Raw genomic sequence first — 19997 nt, forward strand, 5'->3', positions numbered from 1 at the left:
ATCAGTTGTACGTCGCCGTCACGTGGTAGACGCGGCCGCCCCAGCCGTCGTCCGGGAACGAGTCCGAGATGCGCACGTACCCGGCCTTGTCGGCGCCGAGGTGCGGCGTCAGGTCGAAGGTCCGGACGGCCTTGTTCTCGCCGTCGTGGTACGGGGTCGTCTCGGTCGCCACCGTGGTCCAGTTCTGCCCGTCGCCGCTCACCTGGATGACGAACTGGTTGTCGATGGTCAGCGCCACGGACGCCGACATCGCGTCGGACGGGAACGGGAACCGGTAGACGAAGTACGAGTGCCCGTCGGCGAACCGGTTCTGGACGCCGTTGCTCTGCGACCCGTCGGCGTCCCACAGCCACGGGGTCTCGGCCGCCGTACCGGTGTCGAAGTCGGCGGTGTGCGCGATCAGGATGTCGGACCGGGTGCTGTACGACAGCTGGGATCCGGACGTCACCGTCGCGGTCACCGAATGCAGACCGTCGGCCGTCCCTGCCGGGATCGTGACGTCGAGCTCGACCGACGTCTGCACCGGCACGGCGTTGCCGCGCGTCCGCAGCGTCACGGTGGAACGAGCCGGCGTCACCGTCCAGCCGGACGGAGCGGTCGCCTGGACCACAGCCTGGAGCTGGTCGCCGACCGGGCCGGTGGCCTGGACGTCGACCTTGATCTTCACATGCGTCCCGCTGCCGGTCGCAGGCATCACCACGGGCAGGGCGGGATCGGTCGTCGCGGACAACGACCGCGTCGGCGGCGTCGCCGGTACGGCGGCGATCAGGGCGCTCAGCGCACTGGCCTGGGTCCGCCAGTCGAAGACGTTCGGGGTCGCGCCGGACCACCGCTCACCCAGCCGGTCGGAGGCGTCGCGGTCGTTGCTCCAGACCGTGGCGGCCTGCTGTGCCACGAAATCGGTGTAGCGACGGTCGCGCGTGGTGTCCGCGAGATCCATCCAGTAGCGCATGAAAATGCCCTTGAACTGCTTGCCGTTGTCGTCGCACGTGCGGCCGGGGACGTCGCAGGCCTCGGTCAGAACCCCGTCGGTCACCAGTCCGCCGGGAGCGATCGCAGCGTCGGCCAACCGCCGTACCGTGGTCAGCAGTTTCGGGTCGCGGGTCGCGCGGTAGAGCTCCAGACCGGCACCGATCGCGAGGCCCTGGTTGTAGCTCCAGACCGTGTCGCCGTTGCTCTCGCAGTTGCTCCGCAGGCCGTCGTTGACGAGGCCGGCCGAGTTGATCATGCCGCTGCCGGTGAACCAGGTCCAGCCTTCCTTCGCGCGGCCGAGCCAGCGCTGGTCGCCGGGCATCCGGTTGTGCATCTCGGCGGTGAGGCGGATCCACAGGCCGTTGGTGACGGCGTTCTTGTAGGTGCGCTCACCGTCCCACCACACGCCGCCGCCGCACGAGCTCGGGTCCCAGTAGCCCTCGACGTACTCGGCGATCGTGACCGCCATGTCGAGGTACTTGCGGTTCTTGGTCAGGTCGTACGCCTGGATCCAGGTCAGGCCCCACCACTCGGAGTCGTCGATGGCGCGGCTGGTGAAGTTCCCGAGCAGCGGGTCACCGGACAGGTACCCGGCCGGGAAGACGCCCTTGTCCTTCTCGAACGTGTTGTCCAGCTGCCCCAGGTAGCGCCGGTCGCCCGTGCGCTGCATGTAGTCGCCGATCGTCTGCAACGCGACCGCGGAGTTCCACCAGCTGGACGGGAACCAGGCCTTGTTCGGCTCGTACGAGCTCATCAGCTGGTCCGCGGCGACCCGGGCGCGGGCGACCGCGGTCGCTCCGTCGGCGGCGCCCGTGGCACCCGCGGACTGTGGGGCGAGGGCCGCGGCGAGCAGGATCGCCCCGGCCGTCAGTACCTTCAGAATCTGCACACGACGATTCACGCGCTCTCCTCGAGATGCTTCGTGGCGGCTCGGCGCACCGAGGTTTGGAAACGTTTCATCAAGCTTCGAGGCAGTATCGTCGTCGCCCCAGACAACGATGTCAATGGTGAGTGTCAGGCCAGAATCGCGGCAATCTCGTCCAGCTGCTCCGCCGCGAGCGCGCCGTACCGCAGTGCACCGGCGTTCTCCTCCACCTGCGCGAGCGTCCGCCCGTCCGAGGTGAGTACGTCGCGGATCGCGACCAGCACGCGAGACATCCAAAGTCTAGTAAATGACTTAACTTAAACTGCTTCGCATGACCTTCCTCTGGTACATCCCGAACCAGGTCGACCCCGGGCACCGTGGGGACGACGCCGTCCAGGGACACAACAGCATCGAGCGGCTGACCGAGCTGGCCCGGCTCACCGAGGAGCACGGGTGGTCGGGCGCGCTGATCGGCACCGGGTGGGGCCGGCCGGACACGTTCACGGTCGCGACCGCGCTCGCCGCGCGGACCACGACGTTCCAGCCGCTGGCCGCGATCCGGCCCGGGTACTGGCATCCCGCGCATTTCGCGTCCGCGGCGAGCACGCTCGACCAGCTCACCGGCGGGCGGCTGCTGATCAACATCGTCTCCGGCCAGGACAACCTCGCGGCGTACGGCGACAGTGAGGGCGACCAGCCGCAGCGGTACGCCCGGACCAAGGAGTTCCTCCAAGTGGTCCGGCGGTTGTGGACCGAGGAGGACGTGACATTCACCGGCGAGTACTTCTCCGTCACCGGCTCGACGGTCGCGACGCGGCCCGTCGTACGGGAAGGGCGGCCGCATCCCCGGCTGTACTTCGGCGGCGCGTCGGACGCGGCGCAACGGGTCGCCGCGACGGATGCCGACGTCCAGCTGTTCTGGGGCGAGCCGCTGGACGGCGTCGCCGGGCGGATCGCCCGGCTGCGCTCACTGGAGCAGGAACTCGGTCGCGAGCATGCGCCGCTCGAGTTCGGGTTGCGCATCACGACGCTGGTTCGGGACACGACCGATCAGGCCTGGGCCGACGCCGAGGCCAAGGTCGCCGAGATGGCCGAGAAGCAGGGATCGCGGGACCGCCGCTGGTTCAAGGCGGTCGGCCAGCAACGCCTCCTCGACCTGACCGAACGCGGCGAGGTCCTCGACGACAACCTCTACACCGCCCCGGCCAAGTACAGCGGCGGCGGCGCCGGCACCACCTGGCTCGTCGGCTCCCCCGACGACGTCGCCAAGTCCCTGCGCAGATACCGCGACATCGGCATCACCCATTTCATCCTCTCCGACACCCCGTACCGCGAGGAAACCGCTCGCATCGGCGACCAGCTGCTGCCGCTGCTCGCCTGAGATGGTCCCCCCGGCTGAAAGGATGTGCTCCGCCGCTTGACGGGTGCGTGCCGGCCGTGATCGGTTGATTACCGAGCGCCAACCGCGGGTATGTGGCGTTGTGAGGCATGTGAGGAGCACTGATGGTCGATTATCTGCCCCGGTCCGCATGGAACGCGCGGCCGCCCAACGGCGGGCCGGGGAACCTGACCGTGTCGCGAGTCGAAGGTGCGGTCATCCACTGGCCGGGCACCGGATCGACGTCGGTCATCCACACCAAGGCCGCGGTCGCGTCCGCGTTGCGCGGGTGGCAGGACTACCACATGGACACCCGCGGCTGGTCTGACATCGCGTACCAGGTCGCCGTCGACCAGGCCGGCCGGGCTTGGACATTGCGCGGCCTGCGGACCCAGTCCGGCGCCAACGGCGACACCGACGTGAACGAGCGGTACGGCGCGATCCTGCTGATCCTGGTCACCGGGGAGCAGCCGTCGGCCGCGATGAAGGCGACCACCCGCGCAGTGATCGCCGACTTCCGCAGAATCTATCCCCGCGGTACGGCGATCCGGCCGCACTCCGCGGTCCGCCCGGAGCCCACCGACTGCCCCGGCGACCCCGCCCGCGCCGCGATCGCCCGCGGCGAATTCACCCCTGGCCACTCGGAGGACGACGACATGACCCCGGCGCAGATGCAGGAACTGAAGAACTTCATCGAGGCCCGGACACAGGCCTACGCGCTCTGGGTCCACAAGCAGCTGCGCCGCGACCTGTCCGCGGTGGTGAAGGCGTACGCGCTCGACATCAAGAACTACGAGCGCCAGACCGATGCCGCCGACGCCGCCCGGGCCGCCGCCGCGGTCTGGGCGACCGCCCCGACGAGCCTGCAGGCCAACGGCGAGGCTCCGACTGCTCCGGAGCAGCCGGCCGCGCCGGACCCGAACGTCGATCCGGAGCTCAACCTCCCCGACCTCGACCCGTTCCCGGACGCCCCGGCCGAGGATGCCGCCGACGCGTCCAAGTAGTCGGGATGGACCTCGAGCAACTGTCGGAGCGGTTGGAGAAGATCTCGGTCGGGTACGGCGAGCACCTCGGCTTCGACCGTGACCCGGACTGGTTCCTGCTCAAGCTCCAGGAGGAGGTCGGCGAGCTCACGCAGGCCTATCTCCAGCACACCGGGCGCGCCCGCGCCAAGGGCGCGACACCGGAGGGCATCCGGGACACGTTCCACCAGGAGTTCGCCGACGTGCTGTGCCAGTTGCTGCTCTTCGCGCGCCGGCACGACGTGGATCTGCCGCGCGAGATCGAGCGGAAGTGGCTGGTCTACGAAGCCTGACTGCCGCGGCCCGGCCCGGCGTTCCTGATCAGCAGCCCGAGCACGACGAAGGGCGCCAGACCGACCAGGATCGCGATCGGAACCCCCAGCCACACGGCAGCGTGAAGCCGGTCTGCAACGTCACCAGGAAGTACACGAAGACGAAGCCGAACGGCCAGACGAGGGTGCCCAGCCACTTCTCGCCGCGGGTCCACCGGTCCGACGTCCAGAGCAGAACGACGCCGACGACCCAGCCGATCAGTGCGAGGAACCCGCCCAGCGGGAGCAGGCACAGCGCCAGCACCTCGCGGCCGCGGAACCTCGGGCGGTATCGGTCGACCAGCACCAGCCCGTCCGTGGACGCCGCGACGAGTTCGTCCGGGTCCCCCAGCCGCTGCAGCATCCGGCGTACGTCGTCCTCCGACGTCGCGCCCGCGGCCCGGGCCTCCGCGATGTGCGACGTGACGTCGGCGAGCAGATCGGTACGCCGCCCCTCGGGCAGCGGCTCGGCCGCCTCGGTCAGGTACTTCAGGTAGGCGTCGACGAGGTGATCGCCGTCCGGTCGCACGCTCACGCCGGGGCCTTCGGATTCCGCGCCTCGACGAACACGGCGATCAGCAGCGCGAACTCCACGACCGTCGCGATCGCGACGCTCAGCCAGAGCGGCGGCTGGAACCTCTCGGCGCCGACCGCCGCCGCCAGGCCGAGCGGCCAGGCGAGCGTGCCAACGATCTTCCAGACCCAGGTCCAGCGGTTCGACGCCCACAGCAGCCAGACACCGACCAGCCAGCCGACGATCGCCAGGAACGGCCCGAACACCAGCAGCGCGAGCGCACCCCAGTCCCACGGCCGCAACCGCGGCTCGACCGCCGGCACCACCACGCCGCCCGTCATTTCCCTGTTCATCCCCGTCTCCCACTCTCCAGGATCGCGTCGACCGAGGCGCAGAACCGTTGCCAGTCCGCCGTGAACGCGGCCAGTGCCTGGCTGCCCTCGGCCGTCGATGTGTAGTACCGCCGCGGCGGCCCGGACTCGGACTCGCGCCAGCTCGTCTCCACCAGACCTTCCCGTCGCAGCCGGGCCAGCAGTGGATAGATCGTGCCTTCGGTCGTCACCAGACCGTCGACCTCGCCCAGCGCCTTCACCAACTCGAAACCGTAACGGGGCTCTCCCTGCAACAGCGCCAGCACGCAGAACTCCAGCGTCCCGCGGCGCAGTTGCGTGAAGACCTTCTCCGCTACCATGCGAGACAAGGTACCTGTCCGCACCAAGATGCGGCAAGGATGGCTGCCGCGTCAGCGATCTTCAGTCGGTTTTCGGGCGGACGGCCAGCATCGCGAGCAGTACGACGCCCGGGATCACCACGACCCAGAGCGGGCTGAGGTTGAGCAGCACCGGCGCCAGGCACAGCACGAGCAGGTCGAAGCCGCGGGCCGGCTGCGAGAACAGGCCGGGCGGGATCGCGCCCATCGGCGACGTGACCAGCGGGCCGGCGTACGACGGCGGCCGGGCCGACGCCTGCCGGACGGCGCCGGAAATGATGCCGGCGGCAACGGCGAAGGAAGCCGACGCGCTGCCGATCGCCGGGAAGGCGCAGGCGGACCAGACGATCGTGAACAGGCCCGGGACGACCGCCATGATCACCCGGAGCTCGCGCAGGTCCCAGCCGAGCGCGCGGACCAGACCGGTCGAGCGGCAGGCGGTGCGGAGACCGTCGAGCATCGGCCGTACGGCGATGAAGCCGGCGATCGCGGCCGCGACGGGGACCAGGATGTGGAAGCCGGCGCCGTGCACGGCGTACGGGACCACGAGCAGCGCGAACGCGACGGCGAGCCGCCGCGGCCAGCGCAGGATCCGGAGGAACTCGCGGTGCACGATCGCGGCGCCCTGCGCACCCCGCCCGCGCCGCGAGTGCACCCGCCCCTTGAGCCGCCAGTGCCGTCCGGCGATCACGTCACCGAGCATGCTGATGTCGAGACTGCTCGCCGCCCCCGCCAGTCCGGCCAGCAACTCCCCACCCGCGATCACACTGATCCGCCCCAGCCGATCCAACGTCCGCGAGACAAGGAAGACCAGCACAGCGCACACAACGACCGCTACCGCGAACACCAGCAGGGGGACGGCGCCAGACCGATCGTCCTGGATCTGGCCGAACGCGAGCGTCGGGTAGCCGTACTCGTCGACGAATTGCGACGACAGGACCACGTGGGTGGACTGATCCTCGCGCGGCTGGAAGGCCAGCAGCACCGCCGGCACCACGGCGGCCAGCAGCAGGACATCCGCGACGCGCAACGCCCATCGGCTGCGTCGCGCCGATTGCTGCGCCCACACCGTCGCTACGGCGGCGCAGACCAGCGTCGCGCTGATCAGAACGGCCGCCAGAAGTACGTCGGTCAGCGAGGCTCCGAGAAGGGCCCAGACGAGCGCGCCGACGACGACGCCGAGCACCGCGACAGATCCCATCACCAGCCGGTACGCCGGGCGCAGCAAGGCGGCTCGGTCGACCGGAGTCGCGAGCAGCCAGAAGCCGGTGGCGCGCGACGCCGACACCGGCCCGATCGCGAGCAGCACCCGGAGGGTGATTGCCAGCAGCAACGGTACGGCGATCCACGGCATCCAGTCGGCGAGCTGACCGCACGTCCGCGACGTACAGCCGGACGCGTTCGAGTTCAGGTGCCGGACGACGTTGCCGCCGGTCGCGCCGGCCATCGCGATCGTGAACAGGACCAGGTAGACGTCCTCGAAGATCTCCCAGAACGACCGGTCCGCGTGCTGCCGGCGCGTCGTCCGCATCCACTGCCGCAGCGACCGCGACGACGGGATCGCCCCGAAGTCCGCCGGATCGAACTCGACCGGCCCGTCGGCAGCGCTCATGGCAGCGGAGTGAGCGTGACGACGGAGTCCGCGACCGTCTCGACGAGCGCCGGGTCGTGGCTGGCGAAGAGGATCGCGGTCCCGGACTTCTTCTCCGCGACCAAGCGCTCGGACAGCCACTGCACACCGCCGGTGTCGAGGCGGGCCTCGGGCTCGTCGAGGACCATCAGCTTGCGCGGGCGGACCAGCGCGGTCGCCAGCGCGAGCCGGCGGCGCTGGCCGGACGACAGCGAGCCCGGCAACTGGTCGGCGGCCGGCAGCAGGCCGATGTCGTGCAGGGTGGTGTCCACGAGGTCTTCGGGCGACGCATTGCCGTGCGCACGGGCGAGCAGGTCGAGATGCTCGGCCGCGGTCAGGTCCGGGAAGAAGTCCAGGTCGTCGAGCAGCGTGGCGACATCCCGGCGAACGGCATCGGCCCGCTCGTCGATCGGCACGCCGTCGAGCAGGATCTTCCCGGCGGCCGGTTCGGCCGCGCCGACGATGCACTTGAGCACGGTCGTCTTGCCGGCGCCGTTGGGCCCGACCAGTGCGATCGCCTGACCGGCCGCCAGCGTGAACGTGAGACCCTCGATCACCGGCCGGTCGCCGTACTTGTGCTGCAGATCCGCCACCGCGAGCCGGGGCGCCGCCTTCTTGCTCACTTCTTGCGGACCAGCGTCAGTCCGTCGCCGATACCGAGCATGACGACGTCCACCCGGTCGTCCTGCGCGACGTGCGCGTTGAACTCCTTGCGGTCGGCGGGCCCGTCCGCGTCGATCACCCGGCCGCCGGCCAGCGTGTTGTCGAACAGCAGCAGCCCGTTCGGCCGGATCAGCGGCAGCACGGTCTCGAAGTACCGGATGTACCAGTCCTTGTCGGCGTCGACGAAGGCCAGGTCGAACTCGCCGTCGAGCCGGGCCGCCGACTCGTGCGCGTCGCCGATCCGCAGGTCGATCTTGCCCGCGACGCCGGCCCGCTCCCAGTACTTGCGGCCGATCGAGGTCCACTCCTCGCTGACGTCCAGGCAGATCAGCTCGCCGTCGTCCGGCAGCCCGCGCGAGATCGCCAGCGCGGAGAACCCGGTGAAGGTCCCGATCTCGACCGCCCGGCGGGCGCCGATCAGCCGGGTCAGCGTGGTCAGCAGGCCGGCCTGGTCAGCGGTGGTCAGCATGCCTGCGGGGCTGCCGAGTTTCTCGGTCTCGGCGCGCAACTCGGTCGCGATCTCGTCCAGCGGCATGCCGTGGGCGAGCATGTACTCGTGCAGTTCCTCGGTCACCGGCACCTGATGGCCCATGGAAATCCAGCCCTCCGTGTATTAGATCGGTCGCCTGTAGTCTCTATGGGTTGTTCGTCGCTCTGACACCCACCCCACCCGAGGGAGCACCCAAGCATGCGCATCGCCGTCGCCGGATCGATCGCGACCGACATCCTGATGACGTTCCCGGGCCGGTTCAAGGACCAGTTCCTCGAGGAGCAGCTGCACAAGGTCTCCCTGTCGTTCCTGGTCGACGAGCTGGTGGTGCACCGCGGCGGCGTCGGCGCGAACATCTGCTACGGCATGGCCCAGCTCGGGTTCCCGTCGCTGCTCGTCGGCTCGGTGGGCGCCGACTTCGCCGAGTACGGCGCGGCGCTGACCGCGGCCGGCGTGGACATCTCGCACGTCCGCGTCTGCGCGGACGTGCACACCGCGCGGTTCACCTGCACGACCGACCTGGACGCGAACCAGATCGCCTCGTTCTACACCGGCGCGATGGCCGAGGCGCGCGAGCTCGACCTCGGCGCGATCCACCAGGCCGCGGGCGGTGTCGACCTGGTGCTGATCGGCGCCGACGACCCGGACGCGATGCTCAAGCACACCGAGCTCGCCAAGCAGCACGGGATCGCCGTCGCGGCCGATCCGTCGCAGCAGCTGGCGCGGATGGACGGCGAGCACATCCGCACGCTCGTCGACGGCGCGGCGTACCTGTTCAGCAACGAGTACGAGGCCGGCCTGCTGGTGCAGAAGACCGGCTGGAGCCACGACGAGATCCTCGAGCGGGTCGGCGTCCGGATCACCACGCACGGCGGCGACGGCGTCGTGATCGAGGACCGCACCGGGATCCTGGCGAAGATCCCGGCCGTCCCCGCGCCGGACCTGGTCGACCCGACCGGCGGCGGCGACGCGTTCCGGGCCGGCTACCTCACCGGCCGCGCCAACGGTCTCGACCACGAGGCCGCCGCGCACCTCGGGTGCACGCTGGCGACCACGGTCCTGGAGACTGTCGGCACCCAGGAGTACAGCCTCGACCACCCGACGTTCCTCGACCGGCTGACCAGCGCGTACGGCGCCGACGCCGCCGCGACCGCGAAGCAGGCGCTCAGGTCCGCCTAACCCAGGCGGGTCAGGACACCCGTCTGGGCGAGCAGCGCGAAGCGGTCCGGGCAGCCCCAGTGCTCGACGATCCGGCCGTCGACCACCCGCGCCTGCTCGAACAGCGCCATGTCGATCGGCGCGTTGCTCGGCGGCCCGAAGAACGCCCCGGTCGCCGTACCGCGGGCCCGTCCGCGCGCCCAGACCAGGTCGCCGACGACGACCGAGTCCTCCAGCGTGTAGACGATGTCCGGCATCAGCTCGTGCACCTGCCGGATCGCGGCCTTCACCTGGTCCCGCGCCTGCTCACCCCGCCCGGACAGGCCGAACTGGTGCTCGATCAGGTCGGGCGCACACACCTCGTCGACGATCGCCGCGTTCCCCGTCGCGAACCCCTCGTGCAGGATCCGTTCCAACACCGCCAGCGGTTCCATGATCCCCTCCCGTTGCACTAATGATGCACTCGATGCAGTGCTACTGCACTGAACACAGTGATAGTGTGCCGACGTGCCCGAAGCTGTCAAGACCTACCGCCAGGTGCAGGCGGCGGAGACCCGGATCCGGATCGCCGGGGCCGCGCGCCGGCTGTTCGCCGCGCAGGGGTACGGCGCCACGAGCATCGACGCGATCGCCAAGGAGGCCGGCGTCGCGACCCGGACCGTGTACTCGGCGTTCGGCACCAAGCGCGAGATCCTGTCGCTGATCTGCGACCGGTGGCTCCAGGAAGCCGGTGCGATCGAGCGCGCCGAGCAGGTGTTCGCCATCGCGGACCCGGTCGACCGGCTGCGCGGTGCCGCGGGCTGGCTGACGAACCTGTACTCGGCAGGCTTCGACGTCGTCCTGATCTTCGAGGCGGCGACCGACGAGAGCCCCGAGACCAAGGCCTTGCTGCGGTCCAAACTCGCCGGACGCAACCAGGTCATGGACGCGATGATCGCGTCCCTCGAGGACGTCCTGCGGGTGCCGCTGAAGCAGGCGCAGGCCGTTTACCGCGCCCTCGCGGCGCCCGGTGTCTACCAGGAGCTCGTCGACGAGTCCGGGTGGACACCGGCCGAGTTCGAGACGTTCGTCGCGGACTCGCTGCAGCGTCAGTTGCTCTGAGAGCGGGCCCACAGACCGCGGACATGGCCGATGTGGCGCCGCATCAGTTGTTCGGCGCCCTCGGCGTCGCCGGCTTCGACGAGGTCGAGCAGGTCGTGGTGCTCGGTCGCCGACGGAACCAGGCGGCCGCTCTCGACCAGCGGGGTCAGACCGAGCAGCCGGGTCTGCGAGCGCAGGTCCGACACCACGTCGACGAGCTTCTGGTTGCCGGAGTACGCGAGCAGCGTCACGTGGAAGACCCGATCCGCCTCGATGTAGGCGATCAGGTCGCCCGCCTCGGCCGCCACCACGATGTCGTCGGCCAGCCGGCGCAGCCGCGGGTAGTCCTTCGCCGGGATCGCCGGGACCACGTCCCGGATCGTCGGCGGCTCGATGAGCTGCCGGACCGCGGCCACGTTGTCCAGGTCCTCGTCGGACACCTCGGTGACCCGGAAGCCCTTGTTCCGCAGGGAGATCACCAGGCCCTCGCGGACCAGGTCGAGCATCGCCTCACGGACCGGCGTCGCGGACACGCCGAACCGCGCGCCGAGGGTCGGCGCCGAGTACACCTCTCCCGGCTTCAGCTCGCCCGAGATCACCGCCGCCCGGAGCGCGTTGGCGACGCTGTCGCGCAGGTTCTCGCGCTGCGCCAGCCGCCGGACGCTCGGCAGCGGCCCGATCGAATCGGCAGCCATGGGTTCACCTCCTGGGTCGCCGCCTATTGTGAAGCACCGGCCGTCGTTTCGACGTCATTGGTGCGGGACGCCACCCCCGATCGACGCGACCAGCTCGGTGAGCCGCTCGAACACCCGGTCCGCGCCGAGGCCGTCGTGCTCGTACTCGTTCGTCACCCAGGCCTGCACGTTGCCGACCCGGCGTGCGGTGTCCAGCTGCAGCCCGGAGTCGACGTACATGTCGTCGAAATACACCGCGGCCGCCACCGGTACGTCGTTGGCCGCGAGCCGGTCGAGGTCGTACAGCTCGGGCCATCGCGGCCGCTTCGCGAGCAGCTCGACCGCGCCCTGGAACGGCCGCAGGCCACGGATCTCGGCGAACATCCAGGGGTACATCATCTCGCCGGTGAACAGCAGCGGCCGGGCGTCTTCGGCGAACTCGGGGCGCCGTGCCCGCTCCGCCTCGGCCGCCCAGGCCGTCGCGCCCTCGCCGGACCCGTAGATGCTCTCCTGCAGCGCGGCGAACAGCGGGTTCCCGAGGTACGACGAGAGGCCGAGCGCCTGCCCGAGGAACGTGTCGGACAGCTCATCGCCGTCCAGCGCCTCGTCGATCAGCCAGTGGATGCGCTCGAACCCGGGCTTCATCCCGAAGTCGATACCCAGCGACTGGAAGCGGCGTACCGTCAGGCGATCGCCGTCCGGCAGCCGGACGTCGGATTCGGCCAGCCGGTCCGCGATCCGGCCGACGCGCTCCACGTCGTTCGGGTAGCGGCGGTAGAACTCCTCGTTCTTGGCCGCGACGCGCGGATAGGTCCGCCGGTACACCTCGGCCGCGGACGGGTCGATCGAGGCCAGTCCGCCGGTCACGTAGCAGGCGGTGAGGCCTTCGGGCGCCTTCGACAGGTAGGTGAGCGTCAGGAAGCCGCCGTAGCTCTGCCCGAGCGTCGACCACGGCTTGCCGCCGAACACGGTCTTCCGCAGGTGCTCCGCATCGGCGACGATCGAGTCCGCCCGGAAGCACGCCAGGTACCCGGCGCCCTCCTCGGCCGTCATCGACGCCATCCGCCGCGCGCTGACCGGCGTACTGCGCCCGGTGCCGCGCTGGTCCAGCAGGACCACCCGGTACTTCTTCAGCGCCTGCCCGATCCACCCGTCCGCCCCGGTCGGCCGCGGTCCCTTCCCACCGGGCCCGCCCTGCAGGAACAGCAAGCAGGGCAGGTCCTCGTCCTTCCGCGTCGGGTCGACCAGCTCCCGCGCGAACACGCTGATCGACTCGCCCGGCCGCTCCCAGTCCAGGGGGACCGAAACGGTGTGCTCCCGGACGTGCATCCGGGGAATCGTGAAGCTGGTCATCCCGCCTCTTTCTGCCTGCGCCTGGCGTCCCACTCCGGATTGATCCGCGGTACGGCGGCCAGCAGCGTCTTCGTGTACTCGTCCTGAGGATCGCCGAAGACCTGGTCCCGCGGCCCGCTCTCCACGATTCTGCCCCGGCTCATCACCGCGACCCGCTGCGAGATCTGCCGCACGACGGCCAGGTCGTGCGCGATGAAGACGTAGCTGAACCCGCTCTCGCGCTGCAACCGCATCAGCAACTCCAGCACCTGCGCCTGGATCGACACGTCGAGTGCCGACACCGCTTCGTCGCAGATCACCAGCTTCGGGTTCACCGCCAGCGCCCGGGCGATCCCGATCCGCTGCGCCTGGCCGCCGGAGAACTGCGCCGGGTACCGCCGGCAGTGGTCCGGGTTCAGCCCGACCCGCTCCATCAGCTCCTGGGTGAACGCCCGCCGGCCGCCCTTGGGTGTGATGCCCTGATAGGTCAGCGGCGCGGTGACGATCCGCTCGACCGTGTACCGCGGGTTCAGCGACGAGAACGGATCCTGGAACACCACCTGCACGTTGTTCCGGAACGCGGCGAGGTCCTTGCCGCGGGCGTTCGTCACGTCCTGCCCGTCGAACACGACGCTGCCCGTCGTCGGCTCGAGCAGCCGGGCCGCGATCCGCGCGGTCGTGGACTTGCCGCTGCCCGACTCCCCCACGATCGCGAGCGTCTCACCGAGCTCGACCTCGAAGCTCACGTCGTCGACCGCGGTGAACGTCGACTTCCGCGCCATCGCGCCCTCGCCCCGGGTGACGAACTCCTTCGTCACACTCTTCACTTCCAGCAACGTCACGACGCAACCTCGTCATCTATCCGCGGTACGGCGTCCAGCAGCATCCGCGTGTACTCGTGCCGCGGGTCCGAGAACACCTGCTCCGCGGTCCCGTACTCGACCGGATCGCCCGACCGCATCACCAGCACCCGCCGGGCGATCGAGCTGATCACCGCGAGGTCGTGAGTGATGAACATCAGCCCGGTCCCGGTCGTGGACTGCAGCTCGGCGAGCAGCTCCAGGATCTGGGCCTGCACCGTGACGTCCAGCGCGGTCGTCGGCTCGTCCGCGATCAGCAGCGACGGCGAGCAGCACAACGCCATCGCGATCATCACGCGCTGCCGCATGCCGCCGGAGAACTGGTGCGGGTAGTGGTCGACCCGGCGCGCCGCGTCCGGGATGTGCACGCGCTCCAGCGCCTCGATCGCGACCTTCCGGGCCGCGCTCCGCGACCCGCCGCGGTGTGTGCGGTACATCTCGGCGATCTGCAGGCCCACCGTGTAGTACGGGTTCAGCGACGACAGCGGGTCCTGGAACACCATCGAGATCGCGTTGCCCCGCACGGATCTGAGCTCGCGGTCCGACCGCCCGAGCAGCTCGGCGCCGTCCAGCTTGACGCTTCCCGACGTCCGGGCGCCGCGGGGCAGCAGCCCGAGGACCGCGAGCGCGGTCATCGACTTGCCCGACCCGGACTCGCCGACGATGCCCACCGTCTCGTCCCGGTCGACCGTGAACGAGACGTTCTTCACCACGTCGACCGGTCCGCTGCTGGTCGGCAAGGTGACAGTCAGATTGTCGACAACGAACAAGGCAGCGCTCATGCCGACACCACCCGGACCCGCGGGTCGAGTGCCGTGTACAGCAGGTCCACCACAACGTTGCCGACGACAACGAAGAAGGCGGCGAGCAGGGTCACGGCCATGATCACCGGCTGGTCGTTCTTGGCGATCGAGTCGGCGGCCAGCTTGCCGATCCCGTTCAGGCCGAACACGGTTTCGGTGATCAGCGCGCCGCCGAGCAGGCCGGCGAAGTCCATCCCGAAGATCGTGGTGATCGGCGTCAGCGCCGGGCGCAGCGCGTGCCGGCGCATGATCAGCGCGCCGCTCAGCCCCTTCGCCCGCGCGGTCCGGTAGTAGTTCTCGGCCAGCGTGTCGATGACGTTGCTCCGGGTCAGTCGTGCGTACAGACACGCGTACCCGACGGCCAGCACGACCCAGGGCATCAGGTACGACTCGAACCAGACGAGCGGATTGTCGACAAACGACACCGCCGACGGGAAAGGCAACACCTGCAGCTTCACCACCAGCACGTACTGCAGCACCAGCGCGAGCACGTAGTTCGGCACGCTGACACCGCCGAGCGCGAGGCCCATACCGGTCCGGTCCCACCACGTGCCCTGTTTGACCGCGCTGACCAGACCACCGATCACCCCGGCGAGCAGCCACAGCACCGCGGCGCCGACCGCGACCGTGATGCTCACCGGCAGCCGTGCGGTGAGCATGCTCCACACCGACTCGTTGGTCTGGAAGCTGTACCCGAGACATGGCGCCGAGCAGTGCACCGAGCCGTAGTCGCGGCCCGCGAAGATCCCGCTCAGGAACTCCCAGAACTGCGTCAGCAGCGGCTGGTTCAGCCCGAGCACGCCCCGGATCGAGTCGATGCGTTCCGGCGTACACGTCTTGCCGCAGATCATCACCGCCGGATCCGGCGAGAGCTTGAAGAAGATCAGATACGTGAACAGGCAGACGGCCAGCAGGATCACCACGACACCACCGAGCCGGCCGAGAACGTAGCGCGTCATGCCGCCTCTCCCTGGTCGACGAGGGTACGGATCTTGTCGCCGAGGACCGTCAGCGAGAGCACGGTGAGGAACAGGAACGTGCCCGGGATCGCGAAGAACATCGGGTCCACCGAGTACCAGCTCACCGAGCTCGAGATCATCTGGCCCCAGGAGGCGGTCGGCGGTGCGACGCCGACGCCGAGGAAGGACAGGCCGGCCTCGGTGCCGATGAAACCGGGGATCGCCAGCGTCGTCATCACCACGATCGAGCCGCGCAGGTTCGGCAGGATCTCGCGGAACACCACCTGCGCGTCCTTCGCGCCGGAGGCCCGCGCCGCCTCGACGAACTCGCGGTTCGCCAGCGTCATGGTCTGCCCGCGGATCACCCGCGCCAGGTACGGCCAGCCGAACGCGCTGATCACCACGACCAGCAGCACCGGCCGGTTCCCGGACGGCAGCGACGACAGGATCGCGATCATGAAGATCAGCGCCGGGAACGCCATCAGGAAGTCCATCAGCCGCGAGATCACCTGGTCGACCCAGCCGCGGTAGAACCCGGCGAGCATGCCGAGCACGACGCCGAGAACTCCGGTCAGCAAGGTTGCGGACAACGAGATGGTGATCGATACCCGCGCGCCGTAGACGATCCGGGCGAACAGGTCGCGGCCGTTCTGCGGCTCGACACCGAACCAGTGCGAGCCGCTGATCCCGCCGAGCGCACCGTGCGGCACCCCGCCGAGGTCGGAGTTGATCGCGGCCGAGTCGAACTGGTACGGCCCCCAGCCGCTGAGCTTGGTGATCAACGGCGCGGCCACGGCCATCAGCACCACGATCGCCAGGAACACCACGCACGCCAGCGCGCCCTTGTCGCGCGTGATCGTGGTGCGGATCCGGCGGCCCGAGGCAGGCGGTGTCGCCGGGGCCGACGGCACCGCCTCCTCGACCTCGATCAGGGCCGGGGTGGCGGTCACTTGCCGGCGTCCTTCAGGCCGACGGACACCAGGTCGATGCCGCCGGAGTAGCCGTCGTGCAAGTACGCGCCGCCGATGTTGCTGCCGACCAGCATCAGCACCTTCTCGTAGAGCAGCGGGACGATCGGCGCGAGCTCCATGATCTGCTTGTCCAGTTCGCCGTACGCCGCGTTCGCGGCCTGGACGTCGGTCAGCTTGGCGATCTCGTCGATCTTCGCGTTCACGCCCGGATCGTTCAGCTGCGCCAGGTTCGTGTTGCCCTTCGCGGTGATGTTGCGGCCGTCGAACAGCGGCGGCAGGAACGTCTGGCCGGACGGCCAGTCCGGGCACCAGCCGGTGATCGCCGCGTCGTGCTGCTGCGACGTCGTCCCGATCACCTCGTAGTACGTCGCGGTGTCGATGGTGTTGATCTTCACGGTGATCTTCAGCGGCTCCAGCGCCTGCTGGATCGCGACGGCCATCGCCTGCATCTTCGGCTGCGCCCGGGTGTCCAGCGTCATCGTGAAGCCGTTGGCGAACCCGGCCTCGGTGAGCAGCTTGCGGGCGCCCTCGACGTCACCCTTGTGGTCCGGGCTCGGGTACGGGTCGTAGTCCACGCGGCCGGCGATGGTCGGCGGCTGGATGGTGTTCGCGATCTCGGCCAGCGCCGACCCGCCGTCCGCGTCCCGCACCGTCTGCTTGTTCACCGCGAGATTGATCGCCTGCCGGACCTTGACGTCGTCCAGCGGCTTCTTGGTGGTGTTCAGGCCCATGTACGTCGTACATCCACCGAGCCCCGTCATCGTCCGCTGCTTGAGCTGCGGCGTCTGGATCCGGGCGACCGACGCGGCCTGGATCGTACCGGCGATCGCGTCGGCGTCGGTGCCCTGGCCGGCGATCATCCGCTCGTCGATCGTCGCCGGGTCGAGGCCGAACGTCCACTGGAACGCGTCCGGGTTCGCCGTCCGCACGTCGTCGGTCTTCTTGTCCCACTTGTCATTGCGGACGACCTTGAGCGAGGCGCCCGGCTTGTACTCGGACACCTTGTAGGGCCCCGACGCGATCGGCTTGCTGTCCAGCGCGTTGCCCGCGCCCTGGCCCTTCGGCACCGGCGTGAACGTGTTCTGCGCGACCACGCTGCCGAAGTCCGCGAACGGCTTCTTCAGGTGGAACACGACCGTCTTCGCGTCCGGGGTCTCGATCGTCGCCAGGTCACCGGACTTGTACGGGCCCTGGTACGCCGCGGGCGCCTCGATCAGCTGCTTCGCGTACGGCGAGCCGATGCCGATCTCCGGGTCCCACGCGCGCTCGACGCCCCACTTCACGTCGGCGCTGGTGATCGGCGCACCGGTCTCGAAGAACAGGCCGTCCTTCAGCGTGAACGTCCAGGTCTTGCCGCCGTCGGACGGCTTGCCGGTGTCGGTGGCGAGGTCCGCCACGATCTTGGTGCCCTCGGCACCCGGTGCCGCGCCCTGGGTGGTGAGGGTGCGGTAGATCAGCCGGTAGAAGTTGTTCACGCCGCCGTCGAAACCGCGCGCCGGGTCGAGGTGCGAGAACGCCGCGTTCGCGAGCACCTGGAGCGTCCCGCCCTGCGCGGCCTTGGCGCCGGGCCCGGCGGCTTCGTCCTTGGCACCGGACGCACCGCCGCCGCACGCGGTCAGCGCGAGCGCGGCCGACGCCACGAGCCCCACCAGCATGGAAGTTCTCTTCATCAGTGTTCTCTTTCGGTTCGCAGCCATACACGCATGGCCAGGGCCTGACGGTTTCCCCAGAGGAAGTACGGCACCAACGTCACCGGCACTTCGCCGACGGCGGACTCCGCGGGCTGTTGAGTGGGCTGTTGAGTGGGCTGTTGAGTGGTCTGTTCGGAGATCACGGGATAAAGCTCGGCAGCCGGCGCCGGGGCAACCTTCGCGGTCAGCTCCAGCACGCGATGGCCGTCCTGCTCACGCACGCTCGCTGCCCGCACAGCCGCCGGGCTCAGCAACAGGTCGTCCACCGGTGCCGGCGCATCTTGTTGCTCAACGCAATAAACCAGCGGTCCTCGGGCCACGGCGATCGCTCCCCGGGCCGCATCCACGTACGGATGAACCCCATGCGCCCGAGGCGCCATGGGCAACGTCAACCGCACAACGTCCCCTGCCACGAACGTCCGCCGGACAACAGCCCATCCGTCCACCTGCTCGCCGGCCGGGGTGATGTTCGCTTCCGTCGCCCACGCCGGAACGCGGAGGGCGATCGCGCGTTCCCCGGGTGGGGCGTTCTCGACGGTGACGGTGATTTCGCCGTCCCAGGGGTAGTTGGTGGTCACCTTGACGGTGAGGTCGTTCGCGGTGAGGCGGGCGTCGGCGTAGATGCCGACGTACAGGACGTTGTCCCGGGCAACTGCCAGGTGGTCCTGGAGTTCGGACATCCAGCGGATGATGTTCGGCGGGCAGCACGGGCAGCCGAACCAGGCGCGGCGGAGGAGTTCGCCGCCGTCCTCGGCGCCGGAGCGCTGCTCGTGGTCCGGCCGGCGCTGCAGCGGGTTGTCGTAGAAGAACGCCGTGCCGTCGGCCGAAAGCCCCACGGCGTAAGCGTTGTAGAGCACCGTCTCGTACACGTCCAGGTACTTCGCGCGGCCGGTCGCGCGGAACATCCGCCACGCCCACTGCATCGTCGCGATCGCCGCGCACGTCTCGGCGTACGCCCGCTCGGACGGCAGCTCGTAGCGGTCGCCGATCGCCTCGTCGGAATGCCGGCTGCCGAGCCCGCCGGTGAGGTACAGCTTGGTCGCGACCATGTCGTCCCACAGCCGCTCGAGCGGCGCGAGCAGCGTCGGATCCCCCGTCTCCAGGTGTACGTCGGCGGCACCGGCCGCGAGGTACGCCATCCGTACGGCGTGACCGGTGACGGACGGCAGCTCGCGGAACGGCACGTGATCCTGGAAGTACTCCCCCGGGAAGATCGTGTGCTCGAGCTTCCCGCGACCACGCCGGTCGACGAACAGCCGCGCCTGGGTGAGGTAGTCCTCGTCGCCGGTTTCTCGATAAAGCTCGACAAGCGCCATCTCGACCTCGGGATGCCCGTCGACGACCTCCTCCCCGTCGGCGCCGTACTTGCGGACGACGAGATCCGCGAACCGCCGGGCGATTGTCAACAATCGGCCGTCCGACAATCTGCGGTTCGCCGCGACCGCCGCCTGGATCAGGTGGCCGAGGTTGTACAGCTCATGCCCCCAGCCGAGGTCCGACCACGGCTGTTTGGGCTGGTCCGGGTCCTGGAAGTACGAGTTGAGGTAGCCGTCCCCGGCCTGCGCCTGCTCGAGCAGTTCGACGACCTCGTCGTAGAACGCGCGCGCTCCCGCCGGCGCGTCGTCGCGGCCGACTTCGTACGCGAGCCCTTCGAGGGTCTTGTAGAGATCCGTGTCCAGGAACGGGTACCGCCCGCGGTAGGGCCCGACCGAGGGATCGGCCAGCCGGCGCAGGTTCTCCAGGTTCCCGGCCTTGCGCAGCTCGGCGATCGCGTGCGGGATCGTCGCGCGCCGGTTCCGCTCCTGCCAGCCGTGCAGCAATCCACCCGTCAGCTGCGCGTCCAGCTCTGTACCGTGTGACATTGCACAGACCTTAAGTGCAATGTCACACCTTGCCAACCCCTCCCGGAAGACGT

General features: G+C 69.6%; 22 protein-coding genes. 5 read left to right on the forward strand and 17 right to left on the reverse strand.

Annotated features, from left to right (window positions below):
- Position 1: 1 nt before the first annotated feature.
- Positions 2-1873, reverse strand: a complete 1872-nt coding sequence (locus AB0L64_RS25300) for a glycoside hydrolase family 76 protein (RefSeq protein WP_363713805.1) — start codon at positions 1871-1873, stop codon at positions 2-4.
- 113 nt (positions 1874-1986) lie between these two features.
- Positions 1987-2130 carry a hypothetical protein gene (locus tag AB0L64_RS25305; RefSeq protein ID WP_363713807.1) on the reverse strand — a complete coding sequence of 48 codons (144 nt, stop codon included), beginning with the start codon at positions 2128-2130 and terminating at the stop codon, positions 1987-1989.
- A 38-nt stretch (positions 2131-2168) separates the two neighbouring features.
- Between AB0L64_RS25305 and AB0L64_RS25310 the strand changes: the two genes are divergently transcribed.
- The 3 genes from AB0L64_RS25310 (at position 2169) to AB0L64_RS25320 (ending at position 4530) form a co-directional block, all read left to right on the forward strand.
- On the forward strand, positions 2169-3218 hold the full coding sequence (locus tag AB0L64_RS25310) for an LLM class flavin-dependent oxidoreductase (RefSeq protein ID WP_363713809.1): 1050 nt from the start codon (positions 2169-2171) through the stop codon (positions 3216-3218).
- A gap of 122 nt (positions 3219-3340) precedes the next feature.
- Positions 3341-4219: a peptidoglycan recognition family protein gene (locus AB0L64_RS25315; RefSeq protein ID WP_363713811.1), complete on the forward strand. Its 879-nt coding sequence runs from the start codon at positions 3341-3343 to the stop codon at positions 4217-4219.
- Between the two features lie 5 nt (positions 4220-4224).
- On the forward strand, positions 4225-4530 hold the full coding sequence (locus tag AB0L64_RS25320) for a pyrophosphatase (RefSeq protein ID WP_363713813.1): 306 nt from the start codon (positions 4225-4227) through the stop codon (positions 4528-4530).
- Between the two features lie 28 nt (positions 4531-4558).
- Here AB0L64_RS25320 and AB0L64_RS25325 read toward each other — a convergent pair whose 3' ends face one another.
- From AB0L64_RS25325 to AB0L64_RS25350, 6 genes are all read right to left on the reverse strand, one after another.
- Entirely contained in the window at positions 4559-5083 is a 525-nt protein-coding gene (locus AB0L64_RS25325; protein ID WP_363713815.1) for a hypothetical protein, read from the reverse strand.
- The gene (locus tag AB0L64_RS25330) at positions 5080-5415 is read right to left on the reverse strand and encodes a hypothetical protein (RefSeq protein ID WP_363713817.1); all 336 of its coding nucleotides are present in this window, start codon (positions 5413-5415) and stop codon (positions 5080-5082) included. The genes AB0L64_RS25325 and AB0L64_RS25330 overlap by 4 nt, the downstream gene beginning before the upstream one ends.
- Entirely contained in the window at positions 5412-5753 is a 342-nt protein-coding gene (locus tag AB0L64_RS25335) for a PadR family transcriptional regulator (protein WP_133781728.1), read from the reverse strand. Before AB0L64_RS25335 ends, AB0L64_RS25330 begins: the two co-directional genes overlap by 4 nt.
- A 61-nt stretch (positions 5754-5814) precedes the next feature.
- Positions 5815-7383 (reverse strand): DUF6297 family protein, encoded by a 1569-nt coding sequence (locus tag AB0L64_RS25340; protein ID WP_363713819.1) that lies wholly within the window; start codon positions 7381-7383, stop codon positions 5815-5817.
- Positions 7380-8024 (reverse strand): ABC transporter ATP-binding protein, encoded by a 645-nt coding sequence (locus AB0L64_RS25345; protein ID WP_355688597.1) that lies wholly within the window; start codon positions 8022-8024, stop codon positions 7380-7382. Before AB0L64_RS25345 ends, AB0L64_RS25340 begins: the two co-directional genes overlap by 4 nt.
- Complete coding sequence (locus AB0L64_RS25350; protein WP_363713822.1) at positions 8021-8656, reverse strand: class I SAM-dependent methyltransferase; 636 nt, start codon at positions 8654-8656, stop codon at positions 8021-8023. Before AB0L64_RS25350 ends, AB0L64_RS25345 begins: the two co-directional genes overlap by 4 nt.
- Before the next feature lie 96 nt (positions 8657-8752).
- Between AB0L64_RS25350 and AB0L64_RS25355 the strand changes: the two genes are divergently transcribed.
- Complete coding sequence (locus AB0L64_RS25355) at positions 8753-9733, forward strand: carbohydrate kinase family protein (RefSeq protein WP_363713824.1); 981 nt, start codon at positions 8753-8755, stop codon at positions 9731-9733.
- Here the strand turns inward: AB0L64_RS25355 and AB0L64_RS25360 are convergent.
- Positions 9730-10146: an ester cyclase gene (locus AB0L64_RS25360; RefSeq protein WP_355688603.1), complete on the reverse strand. Its 417-nt coding sequence runs from the start codon at positions 10144-10146 to the stop codon at positions 9730-9732. The genes AB0L64_RS25355 and AB0L64_RS25360 overlap by 4 nt on opposite strands.
- 73 nt (positions 10147-10219) lie before the next feature.
- Between AB0L64_RS25360 and AB0L64_RS25365 the strand changes: the two genes are divergently transcribed.
- On the forward strand, positions 10220-10813 hold the full coding sequence (locus tag AB0L64_RS25365; RefSeq protein WP_363713826.1) for a helix-turn-helix domain-containing protein: 594 nt from the start codon (positions 10220-10222) through the stop codon (positions 10811-10813).
- Here the strand turns inward: AB0L64_RS25365 and AB0L64_RS25370 are convergent.
- The 8 genes from AB0L64_RS25370 to AB0L64_RS25405 are packed head-to-tail and all read right to left on the reverse strand — an operon-like array spanning position 10801 to position 19944.
- A complete protein-coding gene (locus AB0L64_RS25370; protein WP_355484395.1) occupies positions 10801-11487 on the reverse strand; it encodes a GntR family transcriptional regulator in 687 nt (228 codons plus the stop codon). The two genes, AB0L64_RS25365 and AB0L64_RS25370, sit on opposite strands and share 13 nt — an antisense overlap.
- Before the next feature lie 54 nt (positions 11488-11541).
- Positions 11542-12819, reverse strand: a complete 1278-nt coding sequence (locus AB0L64_RS25375) for an alpha/beta fold hydrolase (protein WP_363713828.1) — start codon at positions 12817-12819, stop codon at positions 11542-11544.
- Positions 12816-13640: an ATP-binding cassette domain-containing protein gene (locus AB0L64_RS25380; protein WP_363713830.1), complete on the reverse strand. Its 825-nt coding sequence runs from the start codon at positions 13638-13640 to the stop codon at positions 12816-12818. Before AB0L64_RS25380 ends, AB0L64_RS25375 begins: the two co-directional genes overlap by 4 nt.
- A complete protein-coding gene (locus tag AB0L64_RS25385; RefSeq protein ID WP_363713832.1) occupies positions 13637-14440 on the reverse strand; it encodes an ABC transporter ATP-binding protein in 804 nt (267 codons plus the stop codon). Before AB0L64_RS25385 ends, AB0L64_RS25380 begins: the two co-directional genes overlap by 4 nt.
- On the reverse strand, positions 14437-15420 hold the full coding sequence (locus AB0L64_RS25390) for an ABC transporter permease (RefSeq protein WP_363713834.1): 984 nt from the start codon (positions 15418-15420) through the stop codon (positions 14437-14439). Before AB0L64_RS25390 ends, AB0L64_RS25385 begins: the two co-directional genes overlap by 4 nt.
- Positions 15417-16370, reverse strand: coding sequence for an ABC transporter permease (locus AB0L64_RS25395; RefSeq protein ID WP_363713836.1), 954 nt, complete (start codon positions 16368-16370; stop codon positions 15417-15419). The genes AB0L64_RS25390 and AB0L64_RS25395 overlap by 4 nt, the downstream gene beginning before the upstream one ends.
- On the reverse strand, positions 16367-18061 hold the full coding sequence (locus AB0L64_RS25400; RefSeq protein ID WP_363713837.1) for an ABC transporter substrate-binding protein: 1695 nt from the start codon (positions 18059-18061) through the stop codon (positions 16367-16369). The genes AB0L64_RS25395 and AB0L64_RS25400 overlap by 4 nt, the downstream gene beginning before the upstream one ends.
- Positions 18061-19944 carry a beta-L-arabinofuranosidase domain-containing protein gene (locus AB0L64_RS25405; RefSeq protein WP_363713838.1) on the reverse strand — a complete coding sequence of 628 codons (1884 nt, stop codon included), beginning with the start codon at positions 19942-19944 and terminating at the stop codon, positions 18061-18063. Before AB0L64_RS25405 ends, AB0L64_RS25400 begins: the two co-directional genes overlap by 1 nt.
- Between the last annotated feature and the right edge of the window lie 53 nt (positions 19945-19997).

The organism is Kribbella sp. NPDC051936, assembly GCF_040680955.1.
GTDB lineage: Bacteria > Actinomycetota > Actinomycetes > Propionibacteriales > Kribbellaceae > Kribbella.

Coding starts and splice junctions, on each gene's coding strand:
- AB0L64_RS25315 (WP_363713811.1), top strand. CDS start 3,341: ATGGTCGATTATCTGCCCCGGTCCGCATGGAACGCGCGGCCGCCCAAC.
- AB0L64_RS25350 (WP_363713822.1), bottom strand. CDS start 8,656: ATGGGCCATCAGGTGCCGGTGACCGAGGAACTGCACGAGTACATGCTC.
- AB0L64_RS25400 (WP_363713837.1), bottom strand. CDS start 18,061: ATGAAGAGAACTTCCATGCTGGTGGGGCTCGTGGCGTCGGCCGCGCTC.
- AB0L64_RS25370 (WP_355484395.1), bottom strand. CDS start 11,487: ATGGCTGCCGATTCGATCGGGCCGCTGCCGAGCGTCCGGCGGCTGGCG.
- AB0L64_RS25390 (WP_363713834.1), bottom strand. CDS start 15,420: ATGACGCGCTACGTTCTCGGCCGGCTCGGTGGTGTCGTGGTGATCCTG.
- AB0L64_RS25405 (WP_363713838.1), bottom strand. CDS start 19,944: ATGTCACACGGTACAGAGCTGGACGCGCAGCTGACGGGTGGATTGCTG.
- AB0L64_RS25385 (WP_363713832.1), bottom strand. CDS start 14,440: ATGAGCGCTGCCTTGTTCGTTGTCGACAATCTGACTGTCACCTTGCCG.
- AB0L64_RS25360 (WP_355688603.1), bottom strand. CDS start 10,146: ATGGAACCGCTGGCGGTGTTGGAACGGATCCTGCACGAGGGGTTCGCG.
- AB0L64_RS25320 (WP_363713813.1), top strand. CDS start 4,225: ATGGACCTCGAGCAACTGTCGGAGCGGTTGGAGAAGATCTCGGTCGGG.
- AB0L64_RS25310 (WP_363713809.1), top strand. CDS start 2,169: ATGACCTTCCTCTGGTACATCCCGAACCAGGTCGACCCCGGGCACCGT.
- AB0L64_RS25305 (WP_363713807.1), bottom strand. CDS start 2,130: ATGTCTCGCGTGCTGGTCGCGATCCGCGACGTACTCACCTCGGACGGG.
- AB0L64_RS25375 (WP_363713828.1), bottom strand. CDS start 12,819: ATGACCAGCTTCACGATTCCCCGGATGCACGTCCGGGAGCACACCGTT.
- AB0L64_RS25340 (WP_363713819.1), bottom strand. CDS start 7,383: ATGAGCGCTGCCGACGGGCCGGTCGAGTTCGATCCGGCGGACTTCGGG.
- AB0L64_RS25335 (WP_133781728.1), bottom strand. CDS start 5,753: ATGGTAGCGGAGAAGGTCTTCACGCAACTGCGCCGCGGGACGCTGGAG.
- AB0L64_RS25355 (WP_363713824.1), top strand. CDS start 8,753: ATGCGCATCGCCGTCGCCGGATCGATCGCGACCGACATCCTGATGACG.
- AB0L64_RS25330 (WP_363713817.1), bottom strand. CDS start 5,415: ATGAACAGGGAAATGACGGGCGGCGTGGTGGTGCCGGCGGTCGAGCCG.